13 protein-coding genes are annotated in these 19,154 nt (G+C 66.5%); 9 read left to right on the top strand and 4 right to left on the bottom strand.

Annotated features, from left to right (window positions below):
- Positions 1 to 274 precede the first annotated feature (274 nt).
- From ACFW0H_RS17195 to ACFW0H_RS17170, 6 genes are all read left to right on the top strand, one after another.
- Positions 275 to 1,231 carry an ornithine cyclodeaminase family protein gene (locus ACFW0H_RS17195; RefSeq protein WP_422915077.1) on the top strand — a complete coding sequence of 319 codons (957 nt, stop codon included), beginning with the start codon at positions 275 to 277 and terminating at the stop codon, positions 1,229 to 1,231.
- Between the two features lie 10 nt (positions 1,232 to 1,241).
- Complete coding sequence (locus ACFW0H_RS17190) at positions 1,242 to 2,366, top strand: NAD(P)/FAD-dependent oxidoreductase (protein WP_422915076.1); 1,125 nt, start codon at positions 1,242 to 1,244, stop codon at positions 2,364 to 2,366.
- A gap of 80 nt (positions 2,367 to 2,446) precedes the next feature.
- Positions 2,447 to 3,079: a helix-turn-helix transcriptional regulator gene (locus tag ACFW0H_RS17185; RefSeq protein WP_422915075.1), complete on the top strand. Its 633-nt coding sequence runs from the start codon at positions 2,447 to 2,449 to the stop codon at positions 3,077 to 3,079.
- A gap of 108 nt (positions 3,080 to 3,187) precedes the next feature.
- Positions 3,188 to 3,673: a nuclear transport factor 2 family protein gene (locus ACFW0H_RS17180; protein ID WP_422915074.1), complete on the top strand. Its 486-nt coding sequence runs from the start codon at positions 3,188 to 3,190 to the stop codon at positions 3,671 to 3,673.
- A 44-nt stretch (positions 3,674 to 3,717) separates the two neighbouring features.
- Positions 3,718 to 4,032: a GIY-YIG nuclease family protein gene (locus ACFW0H_RS17175; RefSeq protein ID WP_422915073.1), complete on the top strand. Its 315-nt coding sequence runs from the start codon at positions 3,718 to 3,720 to the stop codon at positions 4,030 to 4,032.
- 37 nt (positions 4,033 to 4,069) lie between these two features.
- A complete protein-coding gene (locus tag ACFW0H_RS17170; RefSeq protein ID WP_422915072.1) occupies positions 4,070 to 5,005 on the top strand; it encodes a glutathione S-transferase family protein in 936 nt (311 codons plus the stop codon).
- A 123-nt stretch (positions 5,006 to 5,128) separates the two neighbouring features.
- On the opposite strand, the gene yejK is transcribed toward ACFW0H_RS17170, so the two are convergent.
- Positions 5,129 to 6,136: a nucleoid-associated protein YejK gene (yejK, locus tag ACFW0H_RS17165; protein WP_422915071.1), complete on the bottom strand. Its 1,008-nt coding sequence runs from the start codon at positions 6,134 to 6,136 to the stop codon at positions 5,129 to 5,131.
- 145 nt (positions 6,137 to 6,281) lie between these two features.
- On the opposite strand from yejK, the gene ACFW0H_RS17160 reads away from it, so the two are divergent.
- Positions 6,282 to 11,261 carry a tetratricopeptide repeat protein gene (locus ACFW0H_RS17160; RefSeq protein ID WP_422915070.1) on the top strand — a complete coding sequence of 1,660 codons (4,980 nt, stop codon included), beginning with the start codon at positions 6,282 to 6,284 and terminating at the stop codon, positions 11,259 to 11,261.
- Here the strand turns inward: ACFW0H_RS17160 and ACFW0H_RS17155 are convergent.
- On the bottom strand, positions 11,249 to 12,583 hold the full coding sequence (locus ACFW0H_RS17155) for a TAXI family TRAP transporter solute-binding subunit (protein WP_422915069.1): 1,335 nt from the start codon (positions 12,581 to 12,583) through the stop codon (positions 11,249 to 11,251). The genes ACFW0H_RS17160 and ACFW0H_RS17155 overlap by 13 nt on opposite strands.
- Before the next feature lie 111 nt (positions 12,584 to 12,694).
- Between ACFW0H_RS17155 and sbcD the strand changes: the two genes are divergently transcribed.
- Positions 12,695 to 13,915, top strand: coding sequence for an exonuclease subunit SbcD (gene sbcD / locus ACFW0H_RS17150; protein ID WP_422915068.1), 1,221 nt, complete (start codon positions 12,695 to 12,697; stop codon positions 13,913 to 13,915).
- Positions 13,912 to 17,343 (top strand): AAA family ATPase, encoded by a 3,432-nt coding sequence (locus ACFW0H_RS17145; protein ID WP_422915067.1) that lies wholly within the window; start codon positions 13,912 to 13,914, stop codon positions 17,341 to 17,343. The genes sbcD and ACFW0H_RS17145 overlap by 4 nt, the downstream gene beginning before the upstream one ends.
- Positions 17,344 to 17,454: 111 nt before the next feature.
- On the opposite strand, the gene rlmF is transcribed toward ACFW0H_RS17145, so the two are convergent.
- On the bottom strand, positions 17,455 to 18,447 hold the full coding sequence (gene rlmF / locus ACFW0H_RS17140; RefSeq protein ID WP_422915066.1) for a 23S rRNA (adenine(1618)-N(6))-methyltransferase RlmF: 993 nt from the start codon (positions 18,445 to 18,447) through the stop codon (positions 17,455 to 17,457).
- A 56-nt stretch (positions 18,448 to 18,503) separates the two neighbouring features.
- Positions 18,504 to 19,064, bottom strand: a complete 561-nt coding sequence (locus tag ACFW0H_RS17135) for a VTT domain-containing protein (RefSeq protein ID WP_422915065.1) — start codon at positions 19,062 to 19,064, stop codon at positions 18,504 to 18,506.
- Between the last annotated feature and the right edge of the window lie 90 nt (positions 19,065 to 19,154).

The following is a 19,154-nucleotide window of genomic DNA, read 5'->3' as shown; positions in this document are numbered from 1 at the left end:
CCGACCAGGTAGGGTGCGCCGCGCACACCAGGGGTTGAGCGAGGTGCAGGGGCTGATCCCGCGATCGGTGCGCGTGGCACACCCTAGGGTGGAACGAGTGCAGGCGTTGCGCCCCAGTTGCGTAGGTAGGCCCCGCCCGCCCACAGGAGAATGCACCGGGCGTCTTACGCCCAGGCGCCATTCCCGTACATCCCGTCCGCTCGCCCCTTGCTGGAGTAAACTTAAAAGTCCAATATGGACAAATAGTATATTTTCAGCCCCCGGGAGCGCCTCCATGTCCAGCACACCGCCCCTCGTCCTCCAGCAAGCCGAAGCCCGCCGTCTGCTCCAGCAGGTAGATGTGCACCAGGCCATGCGCCGCATGTTCCTCGACCTCGCCGTCGGCGAGGCGGTGCAGCCGGCCCAACAGCTGGTGGAGTTCCCCAATGCCGCCGGCGATTTCATCAACTACCTGGGTGTGCTGGCCAAGGAAGGGGTCTACGGGGTCAAGACCTCGCCCTATATAAAGAAGCCCGACGGCGCACGGGTCACGGCCTGGACCCTGCTGATGTCCATGGACAGCGGCGAGCCGCTGCTGCTTTGCGATGCCGGCGAGCTGACCACCGCCCGCACCGCCGCCACGACGGCGGTGGCGGTGGAGGCCTTGGCCCCGCCCCAGGCCCGTGGCCTTGCGATCATCGGTAGCGGCCCGGTGGCTCGTGCCCACCTGCACTACGCGAAGGGGCTGCGTGACTGGCAGCGCATCGCCCTGTTCTCGCCGGGCCTGGCTGGCGACGCCGAGGCCCAGGCGCAATTGCGTGCCCAGGACCCGCGCGTCGAAGTCTGTGCCACCCTGGACGAGGCCGTGGCCGATGTCGACGCGGTGATGCTCTGCACCTCCTCCGCCGGCCCGGTACTGGACCCGCGCCGCCTTGGCCGGCCGGCCCTGGTCACATCCATCAGCACCAACGCCCCGCGTGCCCACGAAGTGCCGCCGCAAGCCCTGGCGGAAATGGATGTCTATTGCGACTACCGCGCCACCACGCCGGGTTCCGCGGGCGAAATGCTGCTGGCCGCCGAGCGCCACGGCTGGAGCCGCGAGTCCATCCGTGGCGACCTGCCGGAGCTGCTCAGCGTCCAGGCGCCGCGCCCGGACTACAGCCGCCCGGTGTTCTTCCGCTCCATCGGCCTCGGCCTGGAAGACATGGCCCTGGCCAACGCCCTCTATCGCCTGCAGCAAGAAGGCCAGTGAGGTGGATTCCATGAACCAGGCTGACTTCATCATCATCGGTGCCGGTATCGCCGGCGCCTCCACCGGCTACTGGCTGTCCCGTCATGGCCGTGTGCTGGTGCTGGAGCGCGAGGAGCACGCCGGCTACCACTCCACCGGCCGTTCCGCCGCTCTCTATACGGTGGCCTACGGCACACCCCAGGTCCGCGCCCTGACCGCCGCCAGCCGCGCCTTCTTCGACGCACCGCCGGAAGGCTTCAGCGAACACCCCCTGCTCACGCCCCGTGGCGAAATGGTGGTGGACTTCACTGGCGATCCCGACGAGCTGAAGCGCCAGTTCGACAGCGCTCTGGAAAGCGTCACCGAGATGCAGATGCTCACCCCGGATGAGGCCTGCGCGCTGGTGCCGGTGCTGCGCCGGGATAAGGTACAGGGCGCCATGCTCGACCCCAGCGCCGCCGATATCGACACTGATGCCCTGCACCAGGGCTACCTGCGCGGCATCCGTCGTAACGGCGGGGAGATACGGCACAGCTGCGAAGTGACGGGCGTCCAGCGCCAGGGCGAGCAATGGCGGGTCAGCACCAGCCAGGGAGACTTCCACGCCCCGGTCCTGATCAATGCCGCAGGCGCCTGGTGCGACCAGCTGGCGCAACTTGCCGGCGTTCAGCCCCTGGGCTTGCAGCCCAAGCGCCGCGCCGCCTTCATCTTCGCGCCGCCGGAGGGGATGGATGCTCACAAGTGGCCGGCCCTGGTGAGCCTGGACGAATCCTTCTACTTCAAACCCGATGCCGGCATGTTGCTGGGCTCTCCGGCCAACGCCGACCCGGTGGACCCCCACGACGTGCAGCCCGAGGAGCTGGATATCGCCCTCGGCATCTACCAGATCGAGGAACACACCACCATGAGCATTCGCCGCCCCGCACGGGTCTGGGCCGGTCTGCGCTCCTTCTTCCCGGATGGCGACCTGGTGTCGGGTTACGACCCGCGCACGCCGGGTTTCTACTGGGTAGCGGGGCAGGGCGGCTATGGCATCCAGACCTCCGCCGCCATGGGCGAGGCCAGCGCTTGCCTGATCCTGCGCCAGCCGCTGCCGGAGCACCTGACCCGCTTCGGCCTCAGCGAAGCCCTGCTGTCTCCCGCGCGGCTGGGGTGACGGCGCAGGCGCTTTGCGCCACACTCGCGTCGCCGGGCCCCGCGCCCGGCGCCGATCTACCCGCTCCAGGAGCCGCCTCCATGACCCCCCGCCCCGATTCCGCACTGGACAACTACCGGGCCATTGCCGACGCCATCGCCACGCTGTTCTTCCCCCAGGCCGAGGTGGTGCTGCACGACCTGCGCACGCAGAAGATCGACTACATCGCCAACAACATCTCCAAGCGCTGCGTGGGCGACGATGCCGCCCTGGAAGACATGCTCAGCGAGGAGGTGGACGAGCGGAACATCGGCCCCTACGAGAAGCTCAATTGGGATGGACAGAAAATCCGTTCCGTGAGCACCGTGCTGCGTGACGGCCAGGGAGCGCCAATCGCCGTGCTCTGCATCAACCTGAACATCTCCATGTTCGAAGCGGCGAAGGCGGCCCTCGACCTCTTCCTCTCCTCAAGCAAGCTCATTCCCCAGCCAGACGCCCTGTTCCGCGACGACTGGCAGGAGCGCATCAACACCTTCCTGCACAACTGGCTGCGCCAGCGTCAGCTGGGCCTCAACCTGCTCACCCGCGATCACAAGCGCGAACTGGTGCTGGCCCTGCACGCCGAAGGCGCCTTCAAGGGCAAGAGCGCGGCCAACTACGTGGCCAACGTCCTCAACATGGGGCGGGCCACTGTCTACAAGCACCTCAAGGAATTGAAGGAAGAGTCGGTGTAGCCTGGCCCATCGTTGCGGGGGCGGAGGCATTCGCCAGGTCGATGGGGCTGGAGCAACCGGCCTGAACGGGTCGATACTTTCGCTCTGACCTTCGAGCCGGAGCTGCCCATGGCCCACCCCAACGCCGAACTCATCACGCGCTTCTATCAGGCCTTCCAGCGCCTGGATGCCGAAACCATGGCGTCCTGCTACAGCGCCGACGTGCACTTCAGCGATCCGGTGTTCCCCGACCTCAATGGCCAGGAGGCCACCGACATGTGGCGCATGCTCGCCAGCCGCGCCCAGCAGTTCAGCCTGACCTTCGACGGCGTCGAGGCCGACGACCTCAGCGGTCGCGCCAACTGGGTGGCCACCTACCTGTTCAGCCAGACCGGGCGCATGGTGGAGAACCGCATCCAGGCGCGATTCCTCTTCTGCGACGGCAAGATCATCGAGCACCACGACAGTTTCGATCTCTGGCGCTGGGCGCGGCAGGCCCTGGGTATCAAAGGCGTGTTGCTGGGCTGGCTGCCGTCGGTGCAGAACGCCATTCGCAAGCAGGCCGCGCGGGGGCTGGCCGCCTACCGTTCAAGTGCCCGGGGGCTTGTGCCCTGACGCGCGGACGGGCCTAATCGCGGCGCTGCCCCGAGGTCCCGACGATGTCCGAACACCCCGAAGTCCCCGCCGCCAAGCCCTGGTTCGTCTACCTGGTGCGTGCCGAGAACGGCGCGCTCTATTGCGGCATCAGCGACGACCCGCAACGGCGTTTCGCCCAGCACCGGAGCGGCAAGGGCGCGCGTTTCTTCCATTCCAGCCCGGCCCAGGCGCTGGTTTTCGTGGAGGCCTGCTCCGACAAGGGCGAAGCCCTGCGCCGGGAGATCGCCATCAAGCGCATGAAGAAGGCGGCCAAAGAGGCGTTGATACAAGTCTGGGAGCGCGCCGAAAGGATAGGCCTCGTCGAAGCGGCAGGCTAAGCTCCACGGCTCATCCCAACCGCAGCGGAGCCCTGCCATGTCCGAACTCATCCTGCACCACTACGATGCCTCGCCCTTCGCCAAGAAGGCGCGGTTGATGCTCGGCTACAAGCAGCTGTCGTGGCGCTCGGTGGAAATCCCGCGGATCATGCCCAAGCCCGACCTGATGGCGCTGACCGGCGGCTATCGCAAGACCCCGGTGCTGCAGGTCGGCGCCGACATCTATTGCGACACCGCGCTGATCGCCCGCCGGCTGGAGGCGGAGAAGGCTGGCCCTGCGCTGTTCCCGGAAGGCCAGGAATTCAACGTCGCCAGCTTCGCTACGTGGGTGGACTCGGTGATCTTCCAGCACGCCGTGACCCTGGTCTTCCAGCCCGAATCCATCGCCGTGCGCATGGGGCAGCTGCCGCCTGCCGCACAGCAGGCCTTCATCGCCGACCGTGCCAGGCTGTTCTCCGGTGGCAGCGCCTCGCGCCTGCCGCTGGAACAGGCCCGCAACAACTGGCCGGTGCTGATGGGGCGCCTGCAGCAGCAACTGGAACGCAGCGAAGGGGACTTCCTCTTCGGCGAGCCGTCGGTGGCCGACTTCTCCCTGGCCCACTGCCTCTGGTTCCTCAAGGCTACCCCGGTGACCGCGCCGCTGGTGGATGACTACCCGGACGTGGCGGCCTGGTTGGGCCGGGTACTGGGGTTCGGCGAGGGCTCCTACAGTCCGCTGTCGGCCACCGAGGCGTTGGAAGTCGCCCGCCATGCCACTCCCGCAGCACTGCCCCGCGAGGACTTCATCGATCCCAACGGCTTCGGCCTCGGTCAGAAGGTGCTGGTGGCAGCGACCGACTATGGCGTCGATCCGGTGGAAGGCGAGCTGGTGTTCGCCGGCCGCGAGGAGATCATCCTGCGCCGCGAGGACGAGCGCGCCGGTGTGGTGCATGTGCACTTCCCACGGCTGGGGTTCCGCATCGAAGCGCTCTGATTCTGGGCGAAAGGCTCTCTTGTAGGGGCGAATTCATTCGCCAAGGGCAGCGCAGCTGCACCCAGGAGGCTCGAGGGGCAGGCCTTCGGCCTGCTTGGCGAATGAATTCGCCCCTACAGGAAGCTAGTCCTTGCGTCGTTTCAGCTGATCCTTCAACTGGGTCGGCAGCTGGCGGATGATCAGCATGTCGCGGCCCTCGTCGTATTCGATCTTCGAGCCCAGGAGGTGCGCCTCGAAGCTGATGGACAGGCCCTCGGCGCGGCCGGTGAAACGCTGGAACTGGTTGAGGGTACGCTTGTCCGGCGGGATCTCCGGGGACAGGCCGTAGTCCTTGTTGCGGATGTGCTCGTAGAAGGCACGCGGGCGGTCTTCGTCGATCAGCCCGGAGAGCTCGTCGAGGGTGATCGGCTCGCCCATCTTGGCCTGGGTGGTGGCGTAGTCCACCAGGGTCTTGGTCTTCTCGCGGGCCTGTTCTTCGGCCAGGTCCTCGCTTTCCACGTAGTCGCTGAAGGCCTTGAGCAGGGTACGGGTCTCGCTCGGCGGGTCGACGCCTTCCTGGCAGCCGATGAAGTCGCGGAAGTAGTCCGAGACCTTCTTGCCGTTCTTGCCCTTGATGAAGGAGATGTACTGCTTCGACTGTTGGTTGTTCTTCCACTCGGACAGGTTGATGCGGGCCGCGAGATGCAGCTGGCTCAGGTCCAGGTGCTTGGCCGGCGCCACTTCCAGGGACTCGGTCACGGTCACGCCTTCGCTGTGGTGCAGCAGCGCGATGGCCAGGTAGTCGGTCATGCCCTGCTGGTAGTGGGCGAAGAGGACATGGCCGCCGGTGGACAGGTTGGATTCTTCCATCAGCTTCTGCAGATGCTCGACGGCCTGGCGACTGAAGGCAGTGAAGTCGCGGGCGCCCTCCTGGTACTCCTTCAACCAACCGCTGAAGGGGTAGGCGCCGGACTCCTCGAAGAAGAAACCCCAGGCCTTGCCCTGCTTGGCGTTGTAGCTCTCGTTGAGGTCGGCCAGCAGGTTTTCCATGGCCTGGGATTCGCCCAGTACGCTATCCCGGGCATGCAGCACGGCGGCACTGCCGTCGGGCTTCTTGTCGATGAGGTGGACGATGCAGTGGCGGATGGGCATGGCAGTACCTGGGCTTGGAGTCGTCTGGTCGCTTTTGGCGGCGCAGATTGTACCTCAGGCCCATGCTGCCTGACGCGACTTGTGAGGGAACGGGACGATCCTTAGAGTAGTGGCACTTTCGCCCATATAACCAAGGATGGTTTCGATGTCCGGTTCGACGCTCGACCATTTTCCCGCCCAGCACCTGGCTGACCTGCTGCCGGCTCTCGATTCCCTCGCAGACCGGGGTCTGTTCCTCCAGGCTCACAAGTTGGCCGCACAGTTGGGCGACTACCGACAATGGCAAGGACCCGCTGCGATTTCGATAGCGGTCCGGCTTGCAGGCCACCTGGGGGCGCCTCGTCTGGCCAATGTCCTGGCCTATCTCGCCTACCGGCGCCACCCCGGCGCCGCCGAGACGCGTCTGCGCATGGCCCGCATGCTGCTCAACCGCCGTGGCAGCCACCGCGCCTGGTGTTTCCTGCGAAGCTTCGGCAAATGGCTGCCGGCAGATCCGGGGCTGCGCTCCGAGTGGATTTCCTTCCAGGGGTATCTGCAGGCCTTGCTGCGGGACTTCGGTCGTAGCGCGGAACTGCATGCTCAAGCCATCGCGCTGATGCCGCGGGAGCCCTGGCTATTGGTGGAGCGCTCCTACAGCCTGGAGCTGGAAGATCGCTACGATGAAGCACTGGAGTGCTGTGAGCAGGCTTTGGCGCTGGAGCCGTTTTTTCGCGCGGCGCTGCTCCAGGCCAGTCAGTTGGAGGTGCAGTTGGGACGCGAGCCTCAGGCTGTAGAGCGGCTGCTCGCGGTAGCCGGGACACTGGAAAGCAGTGGCTTGTGCCGGTATCTGGCCGATCTCCTGATCGAGCGCCGTGAACTGGACCAGGCGGAATCCTGGCTGGAGCGTGCCGAAAGTCTGGAGCCGCTGCAGGAAAAGGTGCTGAGTTCCGGCTACGCAGGACGACGTTGCGACATCGCCTGCCTACGTGGCGATCATGCCGCCGGCCTGGCACTGGCCGAAGCTGCTGGCGGTCCATTCTTCAGCGCGGTGGCCGAGCGCCTCGCCGAGCCCCGTGGAAAACGTTGCCTGCTGCCGGTGACCTTTGTGCGCCAGCACTACATGACCTGCGTCCCGGCGACTCTGACCGCGCTTTCGGCATTCTGGAGCCGGCCGGTACGGCATCTCGAAGTGGCCGAGGAAATCTGCTACGACGGAACCTCCTATCAGGCGGAACGCGCTTGGGCCGAACGCAACGGCTGGCTGGCCTGCGAGTTCACCGTCGACTGGGACATAACCCGGGCGCTGATCGACCGAGGCCTGCCCTTCACCCTGACTGTCCAGTACACCGGCAGCGGACACTTGCAGGCAGTGGTCGGTTACGACGAGCCCCGCGGCACGATCCTGATTCGGGATCCGGCGCAACCCCAGTTCGGCGAATGCCTGGCCGAGAGCCTGTTCCGGAACCAGAGTGCCTCGGGACCGCGAGGCATGCTACTGCTCCCCACGGACGAGGCGCATCGCCTGGATGGCCTGGTGCTACCCGAAAAGGCAATATGGGACCTTTACTACGAGCTGGTCAGCGCGCTAGAGGCCCATCGTCGCAGTGATGCAATGGTCGCCCTGGAGGCCCTGCGGGACCAGGCTGCTGGACATCGCCTGGCCTGGCAAGGGCAACGCGCTCTGAGTTGGTACGACGGCAGGGAGTCCGGGGTCCTGGAAGGGACGGAGGGCCTGCTCGAGCTGTTCCCGGAGGACACCAACCTAGTGCTGTCCAAGGCCAACTCGTTGTCCTTGCTGCAATCCCGCCAGGCTCAACTGGCCTGGCTCGCCGATGGCAGCAGTGTACCCGGGGCTGACGTCAGCCTGCTGGTGCGCCAGGCAAGCCTGCTGATGGCCGATGCGAGTCGGGCCGATGAAGCGAGGCGATTGCTGTTGCGGGTATTGGGGCGGTCGCCGCACCTGGCTGAGGCCTGGAATGAACTCGCGAGCCTGGAATGGGATCAGGGCGATCGAGAATTGTCCTGTGCCCTCTATCGGGTCGCCGCGTGCCTGCATGACGCCAATGAGGGCTACAGTCAGCAATACTTCAAGGCCTTGCGTTGCCTCGGGCGGGTGAATGAGGGGCTGGAATTCCTCGGGCAGCGCCAGGCCCGTCTTGGCGCTCGCGCGGCGGGGCCGACCCTGACCCTGTGCGAGTTCATCGAAGAGCTGAATGATCCACATCGTTGCCGTGAGCTCATGGAGAGCGCGTTGGAAATGCGGCCGCAGGACCCGATGCTGCTGCTCAACCTCGCTGACTTCTACGGTCGTATCGGCGAGCAGGAACTGTGCACCCGTACCCTGGAGCGTGCCGAACCGGTCAGCAATCGCGGCGCATGGCTCCGTCGTTCGGTCGCCCATGACCTTCGATGCAGCAATGACCTGAAACAGGCGAGGGCTTGGTGCCAGGAGGCCATCGAGCTGGATCCGTTGAACATCTCCCTGCACCGGATGCACATGCAGGTCTTGGTCCGATCCGAGGGCGAAGAGGCGGTGGACGCCTATGTCGAAGCCCGGTCCGTGCTCTTTCCCCATCACTGTGGTCTGCTGGAACTGCAAGTGGAACGGGCGCAGCTTCGCTCCCTGGATGACACCGAAGCCGCGTTGCGGCGCTTGCTGAAAAGTCATCCCTTGCATGCTTGGGCCATTCGCGAGCTGGCGGTGACCGTTGCGCGTCTGGGGCGCACCGATGAGGCCCTGGCCATCTGTGCGGATGCGCTGCTCATCGATCCGGCGAGCAGCCATGCCCATTCCTCCAGGGGTTTCGTCCTCCTGCAGCAGGGCCGTCGTGAAGAGGCCAGGACTGCCTTTCGCGAGGCACTGTCGCTGAGTGTGGACAACGAGTATTCCGCCGGCATGTTGCTGGAGTCCTGCAACGGCCGGGAAGAAGCGCTCGACAGCCTGGCCTTCATTCATGCTGAACTGGTTCGCCAGGTGACCTTCGGCGACGGCTGGCTTGCCTATGCCGATCAGGCTCGCCCCTGGCTGGAAACCGACGTCCTGATGGAACAATTGTCGGAGGCTCTGCAGCGACGTTCCGATCTTTGGCAGCTCTGGACTCTGGTGGCACGCCTGCACGCCCGACAGGGACGAATGGACCAGGCCGAGCAAGTCCTTCTGGGCGGCGCTGAGCGCTTCCCGCTGCTGCCTCGGCTGTTCCTCGAGCGTGCGCAATTGTTCAAGGACCAGGGACTGCATGGGGAGTGTCGCAGCGTCTTGCGCGAGAGTTTTCGCATCAACCCCCTGTGGGGACCCAGTGTGCGGCTTTACGTGGAGAGCCTGCTGGATGAGCCGGGAGACCAGTTGGACGAGGCCGAGCAGATACTGCGCGATGTATTGCGGCGGACGCCCGACAATACCGATCTGCGTGCCTGGCTGGTACACGTGCTGTGCGAGCGGGGCGCCACACAGGAGGCGGCGGATGAGGCTGAACGCGTGCTGGCGCAGGAACCTGCCAACAACTGGGTGTGGGGACGGTTCAGACGCCAGTCGGAGGAACTGGGACAACCGCATCGGCCATTGGCATTCGCGCGGTCGCTGGTGGGGCGTCGTGCTGGTGATAGCGACGCCTGGCTTGCGCTAGCCTGGCAGGAGTCCTCCATCGCCGAACGGGAAACGGCCTTGCGCGAGGCGCTACGCCTGACGCCGCGCCATCGTGGCGCCAACGAGCAGTTGGCCGACCTGCTGCTTGAACAGGACCGCTTCGATGATTTGCGTCTATTGCTCGATGCCCCTGTATGGGGAGATGCGCTCCCAGGAGAGTTGGCGCTCTTCAGGCCCCGCGCGCTGATCAAGGCTGGGAATTCCGCGGATGCCATCCAGGCGCTGGAGCAACTGCTCCAGCTTCATCCGATGCTGTTCGAAGGCTGGCGCGAGCTGGCCGACCTCCACGATAACGCCGGCAATCACTCCGCCTATGTGGAGGCGGCGCGACAGATGGTGCGCCTTGAGCCCGGCGTGCCGCTTGCCAACGGATTCCTAGGGCACGCGCTGCTGGGCAACGACCAGCCCGAGGAAGCGCTCGCGTCGTTCCTCAAGGCCTTCGAGCAGGACCCCACCTACAACTTCGCTGCGCTCAATGCCTTCGACCTGCAGAACCGCTTCGGCCAGTCCGCCGCGGCTGCCACCACCATCAGCAGCCTCCTGGACCACTGGCCGGAGGCGCCTGCCCTGGTCCGGGCCCTGCGCCATGCCAGGGAGCGCGGTGACGACACCTTGAAGATCCGTGCCCTGGATATGCTCTGTACCGGCCGCAGCGGCCTGGATGCCTGGAACGAGGGGCTGGAAATCCTCGGTGGCTCCTTCTCGGACCCGGATCTCGGTCAGGCACTGGAACGAGCAGTCGCGACCGGCGACCTGCATCGCAATGCTGCGCGTGCCTGGCTGGAGCTCCAGGACCAGCGCTGGACGCCCAATAGCCTGTGGCGCGCCTTCAAGTCGTTGCTGGCCAACGACCTGCGTCATGCCGCCAAGCAGGGCATGCTGGAACTGCTGGCGGAACGGCCCAACACCGACGATCTGCTAGCTCGGACCCTGGACGAATGCCGGGAAGCGATAGGCCAGGACGCCATCACGTGGGGCGCGGCCACTTACGCCATGGTGTCCCGCGGACGGCTGGACCAGATGTTCGCCTGGATGGCTGATTGGCCCCAGCGTCCCGATGTCCCGGCATGGGGGTTGGACAACCTGGCCCTGGGACTGCGCATTCGTGGCAAGGAGGCGCACGCCGCCGAGGTGTCCAGGGCATCCCTGGCGCGCGATCCGGCGGGGCACGACGCCATGGTCTGGCTGGCCGGTGACGCCGCCGTGGCTGGCCAGCACGACGAGATGCAAGAGTGGCTGACGCGGATCGGCGAGGTTCGCCTACGCGCCTATGTACAGTGCATGCTTGAACTCGTGCGGGGTTATGCACGGGCGGTGGATGCCGGCGACAGCCGCCAAGCGTTGAAGCACTTCCGTGATGCGCAACACCTGGCGAAGGTAGGGGACAATAAACCCTGCTTCCGACGCCTGCGCCGCAAGCTGGCGTGGCGACTGGCATTCGGGCCGCTGACGCCCGGCTGGTGGGCGGCGTTACGCTATCTGCGATTGCGCTACGAGGGCTGATCCCCGACTGCCTGCCGTCTCTGCACGGCCTGCAGGCGCTCGATCACATAGCGCAGGTGAATGTGCAGGTCGTACAGCTCGTTGGAGTACGACAGCGGCACTTCCACCTTGGCCAGGCGCTGCTCCAGCGTCTCCAGTTGTTCGATCTCGGCGGCCAGCCGTTCCGGCGGGGTGCCGTCGTCCAACTTGCGGTCGACTTCGCGCAGGAACTTGTACCAGCGGTAGATGCGCGCACGGATGCGCCAGCGGTAGATGGGACCGACGGCCTTGGACAGCGGGATCATGATCACCACCAGCGGGATCAGCAGGATGATGTAGCGGTCGGCCAGGGAGGCGATGCGGAAGGGCAGGTAGCGCTGCAGGATCGGCAAGCCCTTCTCGTAGAAATAGTCGACCTCGTCCAGCGTCTGCAGGGTTTGCGGCTTGGCTGCGGGATAGGCGCCGGGCGGATCGAGCAGGGTGCCGTTCTTCATCACCTCGCGGGCGGCCTCGAGGATCAGCGGGGTGAGCGAGGGGTGGAAGTCGTCGCTGGCCACCAGGGTGGCCACCGGCGCCAGGGTGAGGATGTCCCGGGATGGGCTGTTGCTGGCCAGGTTGACCAGGCCTTCGCCCACATTCAGCTTGGTCAGGTAGGGCAGGCGCGCACGGTAGGCGGCGCTGCGGCGCAGGCTCACCAGGTCCAGTTCCGGGCTGGCGGCCAGGCGTTGCACCACCGCGTTCTCCGCCGGGCCGAGGAAGAAGCCGGCATCCAGCTCGCCGGCGAGCAGGGCGTTGGCCGCCGGGCTGCCGCTGACCGGCTGCCACTGCAGCGGGTAGCGTTCCGGACTGATCTGGTTGGCCGCCAGTAGCGCCTCGCTGACCGAGCGCGTACCGCTGTTCGGCGCGCCGATAGCCACACGCAACTGCAGCAGGTCGGCCATGCTGTCGATGTCCAGCCCCTTGCGCTGGAACAGCCAGACCGGCTCCTGGTACATCACCCCGAGGCCATGCAGGTGGCGCCGCTCCTTCTCGCTCAGGGTGAGTTCCTGGCCGCTCTGCACCAGGGCTATCTCCGCCTCGCCACTCTGCAGCTTGCTCAGGTTGTCCAGCGAGCCGGCGCTGTGCACCAGTTCCAGTTCGAAGCCCTGCTTGGCCAGTTCCTCCTTCAGTTTCTCGCCGAAGGCGTTGTAGCCACCTGCCGGATTGCCGGTGGCGAGCCTTGCATGCATGGGCGGCGGTGGCGCGACGAAGTAGAAGAGGGCGCCCACCAGGGCCGCCAGCACCGGAATCAGCCAGAGGTTGGCCAGCAGCATGATCTTGATGTCGCGGAAAATGCGTTGCATGTCGGTCCTTGTCTGCAGCGGATGCTGGGAAGGATAGCGGTTCGGCGGTTGCCAGGCTTTCAAGGAAATGACAGGGTTGCCGGCATTTCCGTTCCGCCACAGTGATTTCCCATGCGCATCCTCCATACCTCCGACTGGCACCTGGGCCAGCACTTCATGGGCAAGACCCGTCAGGCCGAGCACCAGGCCTTCTGCCGCTGGCTCATCGAGCAGGTGCGTGAGCGCCAGGTGGATGCGGTGCTGATCGCCGGAGATGTGTTCGACACTGGCGCGCCGCCCAGTTATGCCCGCGAGCAATACAACCAGTTCATCGTCGAGCTGCGCGCTACCGGCGCCAGCCTGGTGGTGCTGGGCGGCAACCATGATTCGGTGGCCATGCTCGGCGAGAGCCGTACCCTGCTGGCGCAGCTGGACACCCGCGTGGTGCCGGCGGTGGGCACCGATCTCGGCGAACAGTTGCTGGTGCTCGAGCGCCGCTCGGGCGAGCCGGGCGCCATTCTCTGCGCCATTCCCTTCGTCCGTCCGCGGGATGTGCTGCAGAGCCAGGCGGGGCAGAGCGCGGCGGACAAGCAGCTGTCCCTGCAGCAGGCGATCCAGGACCATTACCAGCAGCTGTTCGCCCTGGCCGAACGGCGCCGTGTCGAACTGGGCGGTGGCCTGCCCATCGTCGCCACCGGCCACCTGACCACGGTGGGCGCCAGTGCCAGCGAGTCGGTGCGGGAAATCTACGTCGGCGCGCTGGAGGCCTTCCCCACCAATGCCTTCCCGGCGGCGGACTACATCGCCCTCGGACATATCCACAGGCCGCAGAAGGTCGCCGGGCTGGAGCACATCCGCTACTGCGGCTCGCCCATCCCGCTGTCCTTCGACGAGGCACGGCAGCAGAAGGAGGTGCTGCTGGTGGAGCTGGACAGCATCGGCCTGCACAAGGTGGACGCCCTGCCGGTGCCGCGCTTCCAAGCCCTGCATTCGCTGCACGGCAGCCTGGCGGAGCTGCCTGCGCAGATCGCCGAGGTCGCCCGCGAGGGCACGCCGGAGCGTCCGGTGTGGCTGGAGGTGCTGATCAGCGCCGACGACTATCTCAGCGATTTGCAGGCACGCCTGGCGGCCCTCTGCGAAGGCCTGCCGGTGGAAGTGCTGCGCATTCGCCGCGAGCGCGGCAATGCCCAGCCCGGCCTCACCGGCGAAGCGCGGGAAACCCTCGATGAGCTGAACCCCGAGGAGGTGTTCGGCAAGCGACTGCAGAGTGAGGAGCTTGACGATGTCCTGCGCAGCAGCCTCCAGGGGCTGCACCGCAAAGTGCTGGCCGAACTGTTGGAGGGCCAGGCATGAAGATCCTCAGCCTGCGCCTGAAGAACCTCAATTCGCTGAAGGGCGAGTGGAAGATCGACTTCACCACCGAGCCCTTCGCCGGCAACGGCCTGTTCGCCATCACCGGCCCCACCGGCGCCGGCAAGACCACCCTGCTGGACGCCATCTGTCTCGCCCTCTACCACCGCACGCCACGCATGGGTACGGTGTCCGCCAGCATCAATGAGCTGATGACCCGGCACACCGCCGATTGCCTGGCGGAAGTGGAGTTCGAGGTGAAGGGCGTGGCCTACCGTGCCTTCTGGAGCCAGCGCCGCGCTCGCGACAAGGCCGACGGCGGCCTGCAGCCACCCAGGGTCGAGCTGGCGCGAGTGCTGGATGGGGAAATCCTCACCGACAAGATCAACGACAAGCTCAGGCTCACCGAAAGCCTGACCGGCCTGGATTTCGAGCGCTTCACCAAATCCATGCTGCTTGCCCAGGGCGGTTTCGCCGCCTTCCTCGAAGCCAACGCCAACCAGCGTGCTGAGTTGCTGGAAGAGCTGACCGGCACCGAGATATACGGACACATCTCACAACGGGTATTCGAGCGCACCCGTGAAGTGAAGGCCGGGCTGGACCAGTTGCGCGCCCGCGCCGAGGGTGTGGAGCTGCTGAACGATGAGGCCCGCGCCGCGCTGCAGCAGGAGTCTGCGGCCCTCGCCGGCGACGAGCAGCAGTTGCAGACCCGGCAGGCCGACCTGCAGCGTCAGCGCCAATGGCGTGACGAGTTGGACAAGACCCTGGCGCGGCAGCGGGCCGCCGAGCAGCAGGGCCAGGCGGCCCGCTCCGCGCTGGAACAGGCCCGCCCGCAACTGGCGCGCCTGTCGGCCAGTGAACCGGCCAGCCAGTTGTTGCCCCTGCACCGCGACTGGCAGCGGGCGCAGCAACAACTGAGCCAGGGCGAAAGCGAGCTGCGGGTCACCCGCTATGACCTGCAGACCCTGGCCGAACGCATCCTCGGCCAGCTCTGGCGGGGTGCCCAGCTCGGCGAGCAGTGGGTGCAGACGCGGCAGCATGCCCTTGAAGGCCTCCAGATCGAGCGAGAAGCCCTGCAGAATCGACTGGCGGAACAACCCCAGCGGGCCCGTCTCGGCGAGCACCTGGGCGCCTGGAAGGCCGAATTCGGTGCATTGGCCCGACGCCAGGCCGAGCTGGCCGAGCTTCAGCAGGCCCAGACCGGACTCCAGCGCCAGAGCGGCGAGTTGGAGGCGCGCCTTGAGCAGGCGCGTAGCGCCCTGGAGATCGCCAAGGCCGAGCAGGGCCTGGCCGGGCAGGGCGAGCTGGAGGCGCAGGCCCGGCTCGATGAGCTGCTTGGCGGCCAGGATGATGCCGCCCTGCGTGGGCAGTGGCAGCGACTGCTGGAGCGCGGTCGTCAGCTGGAACGCCTGGAGCAGCTCTCCCTGCAGCGCCGGCAACTGGCCGAGCGGCAGTCGCGGGCCCGTGAGCAATTGCAACCGCAGCAGGAGGAGCACAAAGCCCTTTCCGATCAGCGCGACGGCCTGCGCCGCCGCTTTGCGGAACTCAAACAGCAGATCGCCGACAAGGAAAAGCTCCTCGAACAGGAACAGCGCATCCAGCAGCTGGAAGCCTATCGCGCCGCGCTGCAGCCCGGTGAGGCCTGTCCCTTGTGCGGTTCCCACGAGCACCCGGCCATTGCCGAATACCAGGCGCTCAACCTTTCCGTCACCCAGCAGGCGCTGCAGGACTGCAAGGCCGCCCAGGATGAGGTGCGCCAGCAGGGCGAAACCCTGAGCAACCGCATGGCCGCCCTGGACGCGCAGATCGCCCAACTGGGCGAAACCCTGCAAGGCGCTGAAAACGAGCAGCGCGAGTACGTCGAGCAATGGCGCCAGCTATGCCAGGCGCTGGAGCTGCAGTTGCCCGACCTGGCCGCCTTGCAGGCCGAGCTGCAAGGCCATGCCGAGCGGCTGCAGGCACTACAGGAACGCCTGGCGCGGCTGGATCAGCTCAAGGCCGCACTGACCGCGGCCCGGGACCTGCGCCAGCATCGCGACAAGGTTCTGCACGAATGCGCCAGCCAGCTCGCCTTGCTGGAGAAGGACCAGGCCGGCCTGCGCCAGCAGGAGCGGGTCAACATCCAGCGGCTGGAACAACTGGACAACCAGCAACGGGAGGCTCGCGAGCAGTTGGCCGCCAGCCTGGCACCACTGGGCTATAGCCTGCCGGCGACGGGAAACGCCTGGCTGGCCGAGCGCGAGGTCGAATGGCAGCAGTGGCAGCAGGACCAGGCCGCCAGCCAGCGACTGGAAGACCAGCTTCGGGACCTGCAGCATGGGCTGGAGAATGCCCGTGAACAGGCGTGCCTGTGGCAAGGCCGCTGGCAGGCATCCGGGCAAACCGGGCAAGCGCTCCTGGCGCCGGTGGACGATCCCCAGGCCGCCCTGGCGGCACTGCAGGCCGAGCTGGACACCGCACAGCAGCGGCTCAACCAGCTCAAGGGCATCGAGCGGACCCAGGACCAGCGGGTCCAGGACGCCCGCCACCAGTTGCATCTGCAACTGGACGCCTGGCGTCAGGGACTGGCGGCCAGTCCCTTCGCGGATGAGGCGGCCTTTCTCGGTGCCTTGCTGGACGAGGCCGAACGCAGCGCCTTGCAAGACCTGCAACAGCGCCTGAACCGCGAGTTGGGCGATGCCGAGGCCCTGCTGGCCGATGCCCGGGCTCAGGCAGATCGCCTGCAGGCCGCGCCGCAGAGCGAACTGGACCGCGAGCGGCTGGAAGCTGAATGGCAGGCCCTGGGCGAGCGCCTGCGCGAGCTGAGCCGGCGCCAGGGGGAAATCCGTGCCCAGCTCACCGGTGACGAGCAGCGCCGGCAGAGCCAGCAGGCGCTGTTCGCCGAGATCGCCCGCCGGGAAGCCGAGTACGACCTCTGGCAACGCTTCAACAGCCTGGTGGGCTCGGCCGATGGCGCCAAGTACCGCAAGTTCGCCCAGGGCCTGACCCTGGACCACCTGGTGCATCTGGCCAACCTCCAGTTGCAGCGCCTTCACGGCCGTTACCAACTGGCCCGGCGCCAGGGGGGTGAACTCGAGTTGGAAGTGGTGGACACCTGGCAGGCCGATGTCGTCCGTGACTGCAAGACGCTATCGGGCGGCGAGAGCTTCCTGGTCAGCCTGGCCCTGGCCCTGGCGCTGTCCGACCTGGTCAGCCACAAGACCAGCATCGACTCGTTGTTCCTCGACGAAGGCTTCGGCACCCTGGACGGCGAGACCCTGGAAGTCGCCCTGGACGCCCTGGATGCCCTGAACGCCAGCGGCAAGATGATCGGGGTGATCAGCCATGTCGAGGCGCTGAAGGAACGCATCCCCGTGCAGCTCAAGGTGCACAAGGGCGTGGGGATGGGCTACAGCCGGCTGGATGGGTGTTTTGCGGTGGCATCACCGTAGGATGGGGCGGGCGGCGTTCCGCGAGCAAAGCGATACCCATCGATAACGCCGCTGATGGGTATCGCTTCGCTCCACCACATCCTACGCACTGCTTGGCGAATGAGTTCGCCCCTACAGCCAGCGCGCCTTGCGCCAGGCTTCTCGTTGCTCGGCATCAAGGAAGGTCCAGGCCACGAAGCGGCTCTGCTTCTGTCCCTGGGCCATTTCCACCACCTGCATTTCCACGGCGCCACTGCGGCGCAGGCGCGCTTCCATGCCGGGGAGGTTGCCGCCCTTGGACACCAGGCTGCTGAACCAGAACACCTGATCCTTGAACTGCACGCTCTCGTCCACCATGCGTTGCAGGAAGCCGGCTTCGCCGCCTTCGCACCAGAGTTCGGCACCCTGGCCGCCGAAGTTCAGCACCGGCAGCTTGCGTTTCGGGTCGAGCTTGCCGAGGTTCTTCCATTTGCGCCGGCTGCCACTGGTGGCTTCTTCCAGCGAGCTGTGGAAAGGCGGGTTGCACAGGGTCAGGTCGAAGCGCTCACCGGGGGCGATCAGGCCCTTGAAGATGTTCTGCGGCGTCGGCTGCTGGCGTAGCTCAATGGCGCTCGCCAACTGATTGGACTGGACGATGGCGCGGGCTGAGCCGAGGGCAGTGCCGTCGACATCGGCGCCGGTGAAGTGCCAGCCATATTCGCTGTGGCCAATCAGCGGGTAGATGCAGTTGGCGCCCACGCCGATATCCAGCGCCTGGATGCCCGTGCCGCGTGGGATCGCCCCACCGTTGCCTTCCGCCAGCAGGTCCGCCAGGCCGTGCAGGTAGTCGGCGCGACCGGGGATGGGCGGGCAGAGGTAGCCCGCGGGGATGTCCCAGTGGCGAATGCCGTAGAACTGCCGCAGCAGGGCGCGGTTGAACACCTTGACCGCCTCCGGGTCGGCGAAGTCGATGCTCTCCTTGCCGTAGGGGTTGGTGATGACGAAACGTGCCAGCTCCGGGCTGCCCTGGATCAGCCGGGGAAAGTCGTAGCGGCCCTGGTGGCGGTTGCGTGGGTGCAGCTGACCCTTGGCGGGCGGGGCGGCCTTGGCAGGAGCGGGATGGGGGCGCTTGGGCGGTTGCGGCATGGTGGAGGCATCAGCAGAGGAAAGCGCGGAATTTTCCCACAGGCGGGGCACTGAAGTCAGGTGAGGTGAAGGGCGCGCCCCAGGTAATCGAAGAACAGGCAATAGACCGCGATGGGCAGCGGCAGGCCCAGCAGGGTTCCGATCAGGTAGTGGCGAAAGCGCACGCCGCTGAGGCTGAGGGCGTAGTTGAGTGCCGGAACCGTCTGGAACAGCACTCGCAGGAGGGTAACGACGGCCACCGGGTGTTCATCGAGGTGGGCGATGATGCGCCGCGCCAGCCGGTTGTCCAGTTCGCGCAGGGCGCTGCCGCCCAGCACGCGGATAACCACGAAGGTGCAGCAGCAGGAGAAGGTCGCCGCCAGGTAGGTGGCCAGCCCGCCCCAGACGCGGCCCAGGGCCAGTACCGCGGCGGCGAGGAAGATCCAGCCGGGCACCTGGATCAGGTTGCCGAGGGCGAACAGCAGGGCGAAGAGCACCAGGCCCCAGCCCTTGTGGGCCAGCAGGATGTCGTGGAGGTACTCGAGGCTCAGGTGCTCGCGCAGCCCGCTGAGCTGGAAGGCCGCCAGGAGCAGGCCGAGGAACAGGACGACCAGCAGAAGGCGGCGGTACTTGCGCATGGTAAAGGCTCCGACGCTGTCCCTTGCATTGAAGCCCAAAGGTGCGCCGTGCGCACCGGGCAAGAGCATTGGTGCGCGCAGCGCCCTTGA

Source organism: Metapseudomonas cellulosilytica, from assembly GCF_049334135.1.
GTDB lineage: Bacteria > Pseudomonadota > Gammaproteobacteria > Pseudomonadales > Pseudomonadaceae > Metapseudomonas.
Note: the sequence above shows the minus strand (reverse complement) of the source record. Positions and strands in the feature narration are given on the sequence as shown.